We start from the raw sequence: 11,525 nt of genomic DNA, 5'->3' as shown, positions 1-11,525 counted from the left end.
AGACCCAGGGCGTGCGACCGCGGGTGTGGTTCGGCGAACGGTGGATCACCTCCATCCTCGACCTGTTCAACGAGAACATCCGCTACTTCCCGTCCCTGCTGCCCGAGGTATCCGACGAAGACCCGGTCGCCGAGCTGGCCGCCGGACGCACCCCGCACCTTGCCGAATTGCGCCTGCACAACGGCACCGTTTACCGGTGGAACCGGCCGGTGTACGACGTTGTCGCCGGGCGCCCGCATCTGCGGTTGGAGAACCGCGTATTGCCGGCGGGGCCAACCGTCGTCGACATGCTGGGGAATTCAGCCTTCTATTACGGCATGCTGCGCAGCATGTCCGAAGAGGAAAACCCGCTCTGGAACCGGATGAGTTTCGCTGCCGCACAAGCGAATTTCCTCGAGGCAGCCCGCAGCGGCATCGACGCGCGGCTGAATTGGCCCGGTCTGGGCGAGGTGACGGCGCAGGAACTGGTGCTCCACACGTTGCTGCCGATTGCCCATGAAGGACTGCGCCGGTGGGGTGTCGACGCCGACGTGCGTGACCGGTTCCTGGGTGTCATCGAAGGCCGTGCCAGGACCGGCCGCAACGGAGCGAGCTGGCAGGTCTCCACCGTGCGCACGCTGGAGGACGGCGGGATGACCCGGCCCGCGGCACTGGCCGAAATGCTGCGGCGGTACTGCGAACACATGCACTCCAACGAACCGGTGCATACCTGGACTGAGTAACAGCGCGAAGGGGAAACCATGTCATCCGAAATAATGGACTGGGACAGTGCGTACCGTGAGCAGGGCGAATTCGAGGGTCCGCCGCCACGGAACATCGGTGAGCCGCAGCCGGAATTGGCCGCCCTGGTCGCGGCCGGAAAGTTTCGCAGCGACGTGCTCGACGCCGGCTGCGGGCATGCCGAGTTGTCGTTGGCGCTGGCCGCGCAGGGCTACACCGTGGTCGGCATCGATCTCACGCCGACCGCCGTCGCGGCGACGACCAAGGCGGCCGCCGAACGCGGCCTGACCACTGCCAGCTTCGTGCAGGCGGACATCACCGATTTCACCGGCTACCCAACGGGATCAGCCGGCCGTTTTAACACGGTGGTCGACAGCACCCTACTTCTACCCGAAGGGTCCAGCCTCTGACCAGCGCCTTTCCCAGCAAACCTTGGAGGCACGCCTAGCTGACGTGACAGCCTCCGAGGGCTACCTCGACCCGCCGCTATATGAGTACCGCCCGATGGTGGGCAGGCATGAGCGCAGCCGAGGTGATCCGGCCACTGGCTGCCGGACTGGCCGCAATCGCGGCGGTCGGCCTGTTCGGTGTCTGGTGGGACCAGGGCCACTCCCAGTGGGAGCTGGTCCCGTGGTCACCGCAGGCGCACTACCTGGACGAGCTGCACCAGGCCGGGATGCCGGACAGCCGCGACCGCCAAGCGCTCAACGCCGGATACCAGGTGTGCGATGCGGTAAAGGTGAACCGCGCCAACGGAATTCAGACCACGGTCGGGCTGTTTGATCGGCTGGACACGAACAGCCCACTGGGCCATTAGGTTTCGGTGGCGTGGCGGGCCGCGCTCAACGACCTGTGCCCGGAGGTGCGCTAGCCCTAGGATCCCCACAGGACAGGCCCCCGGCATTTATCCACCCGCCGGGGGCCTGTTCGTGGCTCAGCGTGGCGCTCAGCCCCGGCAATCTCGGTCCCTACGCCGCTGCTGCGGTCGCGTTGATCCAGTTGGCTGCCAGCTCGGCGTAAGTCGACGTTGACCCCTCCGGGCATGTGTTGTAGTACAGGCCGTGCGTCACCGTGTTGATCATCCACGTCGGGAACGGGATCAGCCCGGCCACCGCAGCACACCACGTCGCGCAGTCACCAAACGCCGAAACGTCCATCTGCACACCACTTCCCAGGTTATCCAGCAGGAAGCGGATCCGGTCGCCGGAGCCGGGAAAGGAGCCGATGAACGTCGCGAAGAACGTCCCGAGGTCGACCTCGTACAGCACGTCATCCCTCACGGTGCAAGCTGCGTCGAGCGGGATCGCGCAATCCATCCACCAGGCCGGGGTGTCGGTGTTGAGCTGCCCCGTCCAAATCCCATGCCCCCCAGGATCAGTCAGCCACGAAGCGATAGACCCGGCCTCGCGGCAGATGTCGCCGAACATGACAGCCCCGATGCAGTCGTCGTAAACGCTTGTGAGCGAGCCGGATTGCATCGCCTTCAGAACCTGACTGCAGACACCCGCGCCCTGCGAGTAGCCGCACAGCATGAACGGTGCCCCGCCCAGCGCCAGGATGGCATCGCTGAGCGCGGTGACACCGGCATCAATACTTGTGGTCATCGGGAAGTCAGCCGCCGGATATGAAATCTGTACCTGCGTAAGGTACGTCGGGTCCAGCAGCGGCGGCAGCGTCGTCCCGATCAGCGGATTATCAACTTCCGGAAACCCTGGCTGGGTGAGCCAATCCAGAAGGTTGTGTGTCCCGTCGACCATGAAAATGGTTACTGGTGTTGTCATTTCGGCTCGCGAGTGTCAGGTTCACCCAAGTCCTCGGTGAGATCTTCCGCCGGGGCCACGCCCGGCTGCGGCTCGGCGTGGGTGGAGGTGAACATCGGTGCGTGACTGGGCCGCGTGTTCCTCCGGGGCGTCTCGTCGGCCTTTGGTCTCGGCTGCTTGCCAGCGCCGGGAATGAAGCTAAGTAACATGTTCCGCGTCCCTTCTCATCGGATCGAAATTCGGTCGTCACTAGTCACAACGTAGCCGTGCTGCCCACGCGGAAACGATCCCGGCGGGACGCTGCCCTTCGGCATCTGATAGCCCTGCGCGAACACTGGTGGGCCGCAACGCTCATCCATCAGCTCCGCGATCCGTGCCGCTAGCTCCACCTCGGCCACCTCCGCCTCCGGGTCGTTGACATCCATCAACCCCGGCCAGCGGCCACGACAAAGAGACTCATTCATGGCACGCTCAAAACACTGTGCCCGCAGCACAACCCGATACGTGCCCGGCGGGGCCTGAGCTGTGTTCTCGGCGCTGGCTATTGGGCCAGGAACCCTGCGAGCCACTAGCCGCCCTGACCTTCCGCCATCCTGACCCGCTTCCACCTGGTACGCGCCGCGTGCTGCGCCTTACGAGAGGTCACCGAAAGCGGCTTAGCGTCTTCGGAAGTCGGGATCCCAGCCTCTATCGTCTTGAGCAATCGAGTCAGCGACTGCTCAAGCAAACGCAGCTCGGTCGACAACGCGATCTTCAACCTGGCGTCCTTCACCGCCGCCGACGCGTACCGCTTCGCCAGATCCGCCCGGCGGTCCACATGCGCCGCGATCATATCGAGGATCTCCACCTCGGCGGCAGACCAAACCAGCTCACTACCAATCGCTTTCCCGGCGGCAGCCAGCTCGTCATCCAGGCTGTCCAGAACCCGTTGCGCTTCAACGCTTCTCGTCATCGGTTTTTACCTCCGTTGTCACTGCCAATTGTAGCTGGTAACAGCGTGTTTCGGGGCCTCCCCGTGAGCCTCGCGGGAAAACGTACGCGCCCGAATATGCCGTTCGAGTTTCCGCCGCACGACCGCGACGAAAAGGGCCGGATGAAGTTGCCGGCCTACCTGCTCACGGCGCACAAGGCCGGCTGAGGCCCGCCCCCGCCCCGAGCGTCACGCAATCGCGACGCTCGGCCAGCACGGCCACGCTGGTGTGTTCCCCGCAAGCGGGCGGTGCCCCAGCTCGACGCGGCGGGTTAGGTGGCTGCCGCGGTCGCGGTCGCCAGCGCTTCGGCGTAGGCGGTCAGATCCTCTGCCGTGGTGTCCACGTGCGGTGAAATCCGCAGCAACGGCGCCGACAGCTCCAGCGGAGCGCGCTGCACCCCGACGAATGTGGTCAAGATCCGACGCTCGGCGAGCAACCACGCACGCACGGCCGCGGGGTCGGCGCCGTCGACCGGCGCCAAAGTCGTGATCGCGCTCGGCTCTTCGACCTCTTCGAACACCGCCCACCCGGGCACTTCGGACAGCATGCTCCGCGCAAGGCCTCCCAGCTCAGCCAGGCGTGACCGCACCGCTTGGGGTCCGTACTCCAAATGCTCCCCCAACGCTACCGAAAAACCCACGCGCGCAGCGACATTGGCCTCGCCGAATTCGAGTTGCTGGGCCACGCTGAACGGCGCCGCCCACGCCGGCGACGCCAACCGAGGACGCAGCCGCTCCATCAGGTCGGGCCGCACCGCCAGGACGCCTACCCCGCGCGGTCCGGCGATCCACTTGCGCGACGACGAATAGGTCACGTCCGCACCCACCGCGCAGTCAACCTGGCCCAGCGCCTGGGCGGCGTCCACGATCAGCGGCAGCCCCAATTCGCGGCATAGTTGCGCGATCATCGGCAGCGGTTGCACCACACCGCTATGGCTCGCGACCGGGGTCAGATGCACCAGATCGGGCGGGTCCTCGTCCAAGAGAAGCGCCGCGTCGTCGAGCGCCACCCGGCCGTCGTCGAGGGTCGGCAACAGCTGACGCTCGAATCCGTGAGCGGCCATCATGGCAAGGTTGGGACCGTATTCGCCGGGCAGGCAGGCCACCGTCCGGCTCTGCGCCGGCCAGCCCCCCAGCAGCAGGTCCAGCGCGTTCAGCGAGCCGGTAGTGAACACCACTTCGGCGTCCGGCATGCCGCACAGCGCGGCGAACGCGACACGGCCGGCGTCAAGCACGGGTGTAGCCGCCTCGGCCGCGACATACCCGCCGACTTCGGCCTCGTTGCGTGCGTGCTGGGCGGTCGCGTCGATCACCGCGAAACTCTGGCGCGAGCAGGCCGCGCTGTCCAGGTGCAGGCCGGCCACCGGCGGACGGGCCGCCCGCCAACGGTCGGCCAGCGAATCGCTATCGCTCACTTCACGGCCAACGACAGCCCGAAGTCGCCCGCACGGTCGGTCCACCATCGAATGCGACGCAGTCCGGCGGTGGCCAGCTCGGCACCCACTCCGTCCGGGTGGAACTTGCACGACACCTCGGTGAGCATTTCCTCGTCCGGCGCGAACTCGACAGTCAGGTCCAGCGCGCCGAGGCGCACCCGCTGGTGACGGTCGGACCGCAGCCACATTTCGATGCGTTCCTCGTCGCCGTTCCAGCGGGCCACGTGCCGGTAGGCGTCGACGTCGAAATCGGCATCGAGTTCCCGGTTGATCACCGCCAGCACGTTGCGGTTGAACGCTGCCGTCACCCGGGCGGCGTCGTCGTAGGCGCTCACCAGCCGTCCGGTGTCCTTGACCAGGTCGGTGCCCAGCAGCAGGCTGTCCCCCGGGCGCATCACCTCGGCTAAGGTCGCGAGGAACTCCGCACGTGGCTCGGGCGTGAGGTTGCCGATCGTCGACCCCAAGAACACGAACAACCGTCGCCCGCCGCCGGGAATTTCGGCCAGGTGTTCCTCGAAATCCCCACAGACGGCTTTGATTTCGATTCCCGGGTATTCGCGCTGGACGGCGATCGCGGTCGCCGACAGCATGTTGGCGTCGACGTCGAACGGCACGAATCCCCGCAGCGATCCACGGTCGCGCAGCGCGTCCAGCAGCTGCCGGGTCTTTTCCGACGTCCCGGCGCCGAGTTCGACCAGGGTGTCGGCCTCGCTGGCCGATGCCACTTCGGCCGACCGGCTGCGCAGGATCTCGGCCTCCGCGCGGGTCGGGTAGTACTCGGGCAACCGGGTGATCTGGTCGAACAGATCGCTGCCCACATCGTCGTAGAACCACTTGGGCGGCAACGACTTCGGCGCCTTCTGCAGGCCGTCGAACACATCGCGACGCAATGCGTGATACGCCGAGTCGGCGGCGAGGTGGTTGGACAGCGTCAGCGTCATCAAGATCCTTTCGGGGGTCCAGGAGGGTCCAGGGAAGTAAACGTGACACCCTCCACAGAGACTTCGACGAGGTGGCGGTCCGGGACGTCCTCCCAGCCGGGCGCGTCGTCATACGGCTCGCTGGCCAGCACCACCCCATCGTCGCTGCGCAGGATGGACAACGTGTCTCCCCAGGTCGTGGCCAAAAGCCGAGACCCGTTGGCGGCCAGCACATTGAGCCGAGCATCGGGATCGGCGGTGCCGATTTCTAGGATGGTGTCGCCCAGCGCGTCCAGCCCACGCGCGAAGATGTTCGCCGCGAGTATCGCGCTGTCGCAGACTGATTCGGCCGATGAAGTCGGAGGCAGCAAGGCACGGTCGACAACCCCGTTGTGCGACAACAACCACTGACCGTCGGTGAACGGTGCCGTCGCACTGACTTCGATCGGCATGCCGACGGTCGCCGAGCGCACTGCGGCCACCACGCAGTGGCTGTGCAGCGCCGGCGCGACCGAGTCGAACGACGGGTCACCCCACAGCGGTGCCGGGCTACGCCAGCGCCGTGGCACCGCTCCGTCGAAAAAGCCGACGCCCCAACCGTCGGCGTTCATCAGGCCGTACTTTTGCCGGCGCGGAGCATATGACTGCACCCGCAGACCGTGCGGCGGATCCAGCACCAGCGAGGAGATCGCGACGTCAGCGCCGAGCCAGCCGAGGTGACGGCACATCAGGCGAAGCCCTCGGCTCGGCCGTCCTCCACGTCCCACGCCAACCGGACACCGGAGAAGATCTGACGACGGAACGGGTGATCCCAATTGCGGAAGCTGGGCCGTAGGATGGCCGGCTCCACGGCCCACGACCCACCCCGCAGCACCCGGTAGTCGCCATCGAAGAAGGGCTGCGAGTACCGCTCGTAGATCATCGGGACGAACCCCGGCCAGGGCCGCAGCGGTGAGGTGGTCCACTCCCAGACGTCACCCAGCATCTGCTCGACCCCGTAGGCCGAAGCGCCAGCCGGGTAAGCGCCGACGGGCGCCGGACGCAATGCCGTGCCACCCAGGTTGGCAAGGGAATCCGACGGCTGCTGCGCTCCCCAGGGGTAGCGCCGCCGGGCGTTCGTCGCCGGGTCCCACGCGCAGGCCTTCTCCCATTCCGTCTCGGTGGGCAGCCGCGCCCCGGCCCACGCGGCGTAGGCCTCGGCCTCGAAGTAGGTGACATGCTGGACGGGCTCATCGGCGGGAATGTCTTCGACGTGGCCGAACCGGGTGCGTGTTCGCCCGTCGGAGTTCCAGAACTGCGGCGCGGTCAGACCCGCGCTCTGCCGGTGCTGCCAGCCGCGCTGCGACCACCAGCGCGACCGGTCGTAGCCGCCGTCGTCGATGAACTGTTGCCATGCGCCGTTGGTGACGGGAACCCGGCCGATCCGGAACGCCGCCACCTCAACGACGTGGGCCGGACGTTCGTTGTCGAGCGAGTACGGTTCGCGTGCCGCGTCCACTCCCAGCACGAACGGGCCGCCGGGGATCAGCAGCGACGTGCCGGCCAGTCCCGACCGGCCCGCGGGCAAGGCGGATGTGTCGAGCAGCGGCGCGCCGGTGCGCAGGTTCAATGCCTGCAGCATGGTTTCGTTGTGCTGGTTCTCGTGGCTGACCACCATCCCGTAGACGAAAGCCGCCCGGTCACCGGCGGGGCCGTCGGGCAGGGCATCCAGGGTGTCCAGCGCCGCGGACCGCACCGTCCGGCAATACGACCGCGCCCGCTCGGGGGACAGCAGTGGTAAGTCGACGCGGCTGGCCCGGGAGTGTTCGAAGGCGTCGTAGAGGCCCTCGACGGCCGGCGGCAAAATCCCGGGCCGGCCCGGGTCACCGTCCCGCAAGAGCCACAGCTCTTCCTGCTGACCGATGTGCGCGAGATCCCACACCAGCGGGCTCATCAACGGGTCGTACTGGCGGCACAGTTCGGCGTCGTCGAAATCGACCAGCCGCAGCGTCCGCGTCCGCGCCCGCGCCAAATCGTCGGCAAGCCTCTCCCGGGAAGTCACAGCCCCCCTTGCGCCAAGCTCGCGACCACGGGCGCGATCCCATGCTCGATCACTTGGTCGGAAAAGTCGTCCCCGGGACATCGGCCCTGCTCGACGCCGCGGGCCAACAGCTGCATCGCTTCGTCGAGCTCCGCCGGCGCCTTCTCGGCAGCGACGGCCACGCATTTGTTGGCCGCCGCGTACAGCCGCCGATCCCGCAGACCGGCCTGGGCCGCGGTGTCCCAGGCGGTGGCCACCGGTTCGACGGCCTCGGCCGCCACGTCGGCGGCGGCCGGGTCATCGAGCAGGGCCACCAGCGTGAACACCACGGCGGGCCAAAAAGCGTCCGGCACGCTGTCGAGGTAGCGGATTTCCAGCCACTGCCTCGGGCGCACCGGGGGGAACAGTGTGGTCAGGTGGTATTCCAGGTCGGCGATGGTCGGTCGGCGATCGCCGAGCAACACCCGGCCGTCCACCCAGTCGGCAAAGGGCACCCAATGCGTGACCGCCACGGCGTCCGGGTTGTGCACCAGCATCACCGGAGCCTTGAGCGCATAGCGCGCCCAGTCGGTGCCGGGGTCGTCGCCGCTGGCACCGAGGATGGGCCCGCAACGTGCCGAGTCCATCTGGCCCCACACCCTCTGCCGGGTGGAGACCCAACCGGTGAACTCGCCGCTCAGCATCGGAGAGTTGGCGGCAATCGCGATCATCGTGGGCCCCAGGGCGTGCGCCAGCCGTACCCGCGCCGCCCAACCGTCCTGCGGGCCGGCATCCAGATTGACCTGAATCGATGCGGTGGACGTCATCATCGCCGCCCCCGCCTCGCCGGAGCGACTGGCGCCGAAGAACTGTTCCATGGCGCGGTACCGCGCGCCCGGGTTGATGCGCTTGGGCGGCCGCAACGGATCCGCCCCGAGGAAAACCAAACCCAGGCCGGCGTCGGCGAAGGCCGACCGCAGCACGGCCTGGTCGCGGCTCATCGCGTCGATCGCGGGCACGGCACCGTCGATGGGCGGACCGGACAGTTCGACGGCGCCGCCCGGTTCCACGGTCACCCGGCTCCCGCCGGGCAGGGTGGGGAGCAAGTCGAGAACCCCGCTGATTTCGTCCCAGCCCGGCCTGCGGTGCGGGTCGGCCGGGTCGTGGCAGTGCCCCTCCAGCTCCAGACCGACACCTTCCAGCGGGGCATCCACCAGGCAGCTGTCGGCGATGTACTGCGCGGCCGCCGACGAGTCGGCCATCTCGGGTTCGGGGGTATCCGGCTGCGAGGCTGCGGCGCTGATAGCGGCGAACGTCATATCACGATCCCTTCGGGCCCGAGCCTCACTCGCGGACCGCTCATCGCGCAGCTAACAGAAGCGGTATCCGCCACTACTTCATCTTGCAGATCGCCCCGACATATTCCCGTTCCGACAGGATTTCCACCCACCGGCCAAGCGAGTACCCGAATCCACGCTACTGACCCAGCGCGTTCTGCATAGCCCCGGCCAGGACGTTGACCGCGGGACCCGCGTTGCCAGACTGGCAGACCTTGGCCTGCAGCAACACGTTTTCGCGCAGCCGGGTTTGAACAAAGCAGCGACGGTCGGTGCCCGCTTCCTGCTTCGTCCAATTCGCATCGGTACCGGTCGCCGGCCCGCCGTCAAACGACCACACCTGGGTGGTCCCGTTATCCAGGTGCATCGCGGTGGTCTGTCCCGAGCAACCGACCGTCCGGTCCACGACCCGATGAAGGGCCCGGCCCGCGGCGTCGTTGCCAGCAAAGACCCCGACGGCCTGCTTGACGTAGTGGGTCTGGTCGGTGGCCGACGTCTGGGTGGTGGCCTCGTTGAACGACGCCAGGTCCGGGTCGCCGTACACCTCTGGCAACCCGATGTCCGCCCAGTTGTTGCACACCGGGAGGTCGACCGAATAGTTCTGGAACGGCTCGGTGGACACCGACTCCCACCCCATCGGTGCGCCGACGACATTGCCGACCGATCCCTTGCCGAGGACCGCGTAGGACACCACCCCCGGGTCCGACGGGTGTGCTTGTGCGACGGGGATTGCGAGCCCTCCCGCGATGGCCAGACCGATGCTTACCGACGCAGTGGTGATCCGCATCATGGATCTCGATCATGCCAGGGCGGCGGTTTGCAGCGAACGTCGAGTTGTTGGCCGGAATGCGGCTAAATGTCGCGACAACTAGACGCTGGACGCCCCTACTGGCCCAGGTTGGCCCGGACCCCTTCCTCGACCAACTTGCCGAGATCGGCGTCGACGTTGCGCCAGTACTCGAACACCCGCGACAGCACCGGCTCCTTAACGCCCTTGGAGACGTGACCAATGATGTTGTGGGCCAATCGTTCCCTGGCCGCATCGTCGAGAACCTCGCGGACCATGGTGCCGGCCTGCCCCCAGTCGTCGTCCTCGGCGTGCAGTGCGTACGCGGCGCGGATCATCTGTCCGTCGGCGTGCCAGCGCACCTCGGCGGCGCGCGCCGGGTCGGCCTGCGGGCCACCGTAGGAGTTGGGCGCATACACGGGATCGGAGACGTTCTTCATCCGCATCGCCCCGTCTTTGGAGTAGCTGTTCACCTCCGTGTGCGGCGTATTGACCGGGATCTGCTTGTAATTGGTGCCCAGCCGCGCGCGGTGGGCGTCTGCGTAGGAGAACCCGCGAGCCAGCAGCATCTTGTCCGGGCTCAACCCGGTGCCCGGCACGATGTTGTTCGGTTCGAAGGCGGCTTGTTCGATCTCGGTGTGGTAGTCGGTGACGTTGCGGTCCAGGGTCAACTTGCCGACATCGATCAACGGATAGTCGCCGTGCGGCCACACCTTCGTCAGGTCGAACGGGTTGAACCGGTAGTTCTTGGCCTCCTCGAACGGCATGATCTGCATCTTGAGGGTCCAGCTCGGGTGATCGCCGCACTCGATCGCCTCATAGAGGTCCCGCTGGTGGTAGTCGCCGTCCTCGCCGGCCAGCCGGTCGGCGTCCTCCTGGGTCAGGAATTCGATGCCCTGATCGGTGATGAAGTGGTACTTCACCCAGAAGATCTCGCCGGCGGCATTGATCCAGCTGTAGGTGTGGCTGCTGTAGCCGTTCATGTGCCGCCAGTTCTTGGGGATCCCTCGATCGCCCATCAGCCAGGTCACCTGGTGTGCGGACTCCGGCGAAAGCGTCCAGAAGTCCCACTGCATGTTGTTGTCGCGCAAGTTCGTTGCCTGCATCCGCTTCTGGGACCGGATGAAGTGCTGGAACTTCAGCGGGTCGCGCATGAAGAACACCGGCGTGTTGTTGCCGACCATGTCGAAGTTGCCCTCGGTCGTGTAGAACTTCAACGCGAACCCGCGGGGATCCCGCCAGGTGTCTGGGCTGCCACGCTCGCCGGCGACGGTGGAAAACCTGATCAGCGTCTCGGTTTTGGTGCCCGGCTGGAACACCGCGGCCCTGGTGAATTTGCTGACGTCATTGGTCACCTCGAAGTGACCGAACGCGCCACCGCCTTTTGCGTGCGGTTGGCGTTCCGGGATGCGTTCCCGGTTGAACATCGCCATCTGCTCGATCAGATAGTGGTCCTGCAGCAGGATCGGACCGTCGGGACCGATCGTCAACGACTGTTCGTCACTGGGCGCAGCGATGCCGGCGTCGGTCGTGGTGCAGCGCTCCGTCATTTCGCCTCTCCTCGTCAACTGGGCTCACTTCACGGCTATCCAACGT

The 11,525-nt window shown here is 66.8% G+C and carries 11 protein-coding genes and 3 pseudogenes; 4 read left to right on the top strand and 10 right to left on the bottom strand.

What is annotated here, in order from left to right:
- The 3 genes and pseudogenes from ACLP4W_RS15545 to ACLP4W_RS15535 all read left to right on the top strand — a co-directional run.
- Positions 1–722: pseudogene (locus ACLP4W_RS15545) on the top strand (glutamate--cysteine ligase); the annotation flags it as partial.
- Positions 723–740: 18 nt separating this feature from the next.
- Positions 741–1,103, top strand: a pseudogene (locus ACLP4W_RS15540) (class I SAM-dependent methyltransferase); the annotation flags it as partial.
- A 134-nt stretch (positions 1,104–1,237) separates the two neighbouring features.
- Positions 1,238–1,537, top strand: a complete 300-nt coding sequence (locus ACLP4W_RS15535; RefSeq protein ID WP_442387340.1) for a DUF732 domain-containing protein — start codon at positions 1,238–1,240, stop codon at positions 1,535–1,537.
- Positions 1,538–1,688: 151 nt separating this feature from the next.
- Here ACLP4W_RS15535 and ACLP4W_RS15530 read toward each other — a convergent pair whose 3' ends face one another.
- From ACLP4W_RS15530 to ACLP4W_RS15520, 3 genes are all read right to left on the bottom strand, one after another.
- Positions 1,689–2,501, bottom strand: coding sequence for a PE-PPE domain-containing protein (locus tag ACLP4W_RS15530; RefSeq protein WP_442387338.1), 813 nt, complete (start codon positions 2,499–2,501; stop codon positions 1,689–1,691).
- Positions 2,502–2,704: 203 nt separating this feature from the next.
- Entirely contained in the window at positions 2,705–2,944 is a 240-nt protein-coding gene (locus ACLP4W_RS15525) for a hypothetical protein (RefSeq protein WP_442387336.1), read from the bottom strand.
- Between the two features lie 104 nt (positions 2,945–3,048).
- Positions 3,049–3,432 (bottom strand): hypothetical protein, encoded by a 384-nt coding sequence (locus tag ACLP4W_RS15520; protein ID WP_442387334.1) that lies wholly within the window; start codon positions 3,430–3,432, stop codon positions 3,049–3,051.
- Between the two features lie 99 nt (positions 3,433–3,531).
- On the opposite strand from ACLP4W_RS15520, the pseudogene ACLP4W_RS15515 reads away from it, so the two are divergent.
- Positions 3,532–3,618: pseudogene (locus ACLP4W_RS15515) on the top strand (SAM-dependent methyltransferase); the annotation flags it as partial.
- 104 nt (positions 3,619–3,722) lie between these two features.
- On the opposite strand, the gene egtE reads toward ACLP4W_RS15515, so the two are convergent.
- The 7 genes from egtE to ACLP4W_RS15480 form a co-directional block, all read right to left on the bottom strand.
- On the bottom strand, positions 3,723–4,865 hold the full coding sequence (gene egtE, locus ACLP4W_RS15510; RefSeq protein ID WP_442387332.1) for an ergothioneine biosynthesis PLP-dependent enzyme EgtE: 1,143 nt from the start codon (positions 4,863–4,865) through the stop codon (positions 3,723–3,725).
- Complete coding sequence (egtD, locus tag ACLP4W_RS15505; RefSeq protein WP_442387330.1) at positions 4,862–5,827, bottom strand: L-histidine N(alpha)-methyltransferase; 966 nt, start codon at positions 5,825–5,827, stop codon at positions 4,862–4,864. The genes egtE and egtD overlap by 4 nt, the downstream gene beginning before the upstream one ends.
- Positions 5,827–6,534, bottom strand: coding sequence for an ergothioneine biosynthesis protein EgtC (gene egtC / locus ACLP4W_RS15500; RefSeq protein ID WP_442387328.1), 708 nt, complete (start codon positions 6,532–6,534; stop codon positions 5,827–5,829). Before egtC ends, egtD begins: the two co-directional genes overlap by 1 nt.
- Entirely contained in the window at positions 6,534–7,847 is a 1,314-nt protein-coding gene (gene egtB / locus ACLP4W_RS15495; protein WP_442387326.1) for an ergothioneine biosynthesis protein EgtB, read from the bottom strand. Before egtB ends, egtC begins: the two co-directional genes overlap by 1 nt.
- Positions 7,844–9,124 carry an ergothioneine biosynthesis glutamate--cysteine ligase EgtA gene (gene egtA / locus ACLP4W_RS15490; protein WP_442387324.1) on the bottom strand — a complete coding sequence of 427 codons (1,281 nt, stop codon included), beginning with the start codon at positions 9,122–9,124 and terminating at the stop codon, positions 7,844–7,846. The genes egtB and egtA overlap by 4 nt, the downstream gene beginning before the upstream one ends.
- Positions 9,125–9,281: 157 nt before the next feature.
- Positions 9,282–9,929: a sensor domain-containing protein gene (locus ACLP4W_RS15485; protein WP_442387322.1), complete on the bottom strand. Its 648-nt coding sequence runs from the start codon at positions 9,927–9,929 to the stop codon at positions 9,282–9,284.
- 98 nt (positions 9,930–10,027) lie between these two features.
- Positions 10,028–11,479 carry a catalase gene (locus ACLP4W_RS15480; RefSeq protein WP_442387320.1) on the bottom strand — a complete coding sequence of 484 codons (1,452 nt, stop codon included), beginning with the start codon at positions 11,477–11,479 and terminating at the stop codon, positions 10,028–10,030.
- Positions 11,480–11,525: the final 46 nt, after the last annotated feature.

It is taken from the genome of Mycobacterium sp., from assembly GCF_052145595.1.
Classification (GTDB): domain Bacteria; phylum Actinomycetota; class Actinomycetes; order Mycobacteriales; family Mycobacteriaceae; genus Mycobacterium.
This window is presented reverse-complemented; position numbering and strand designations above follow the sequence as displayed.

What these genes read in the sequence shown, in the direction of transcription:
- ACLP4W_RS15535 (WP_442387340.1), top strand. Translation starts at nt 1,238, where the DNA reads ATGAGCGCAGCCGAGGTGATCCGGCCACTGGCTGCCGGACTGGCCGCA.
- ACLP4W_RS15530 (WP_442387338.1), bottom strand. Translation starts at nt 2,501, where the DNA reads ATGACAACACCAGTAACCATTTTCATGGTCGACGGGACACACAACCTT.
- ACLP4W_RS15525 (WP_442387336.1), bottom strand. Translation starts at nt 2,944, where the DNA reads ATGAATGAGTCTCTTTGTCGTGGCCGCTGGCCGGGGTTGATGGATGTC.
- ACLP4W_RS15520 (WP_442387334.1), bottom strand. Translation starts at nt 3,432, where the DNA reads ATGACGAGAAGCGTTGAAGCGCAACGGGTTCTGGACAGCCTGGATGAC.
- egtD (WP_442387330.1), bottom strand. Translation starts at nt 5,827, where the DNA reads ATGACGCTGACGCTGTCCAACCACCTCGCCGCCGACTCGGCGTATCAC.
- egtC (WP_442387328.1), bottom strand. Translation starts at nt 6,534, where the DNA reads ATGTGCCGTCACCTCGGCTGGCTCGGCGCTGACGTCGCGATCTCCTCG.
- egtA (WP_442387324.1), bottom strand. Translation starts at nt 9,124, where the DNA reads ATGACGTTCGCCGCTATCAGCGCCGCAGCCTCGCAGCCGGATACCCCC.
- ACLP4W_RS15485 (WP_442387322.1), bottom strand. Translation starts at nt 9,929, where the DNA reads ATGCGGATCACCACTGCGTCGGTAAGCATCGGTCTGGCCATCGCGGGA.
- ACLP4W_RS15480 (WP_442387320.1), bottom strand. Translation starts at nt 11,479, where the DNA reads ATGACGGAGCGCTGCACCACGACCGACGCCGGCATCGCTGCGCCCAGT.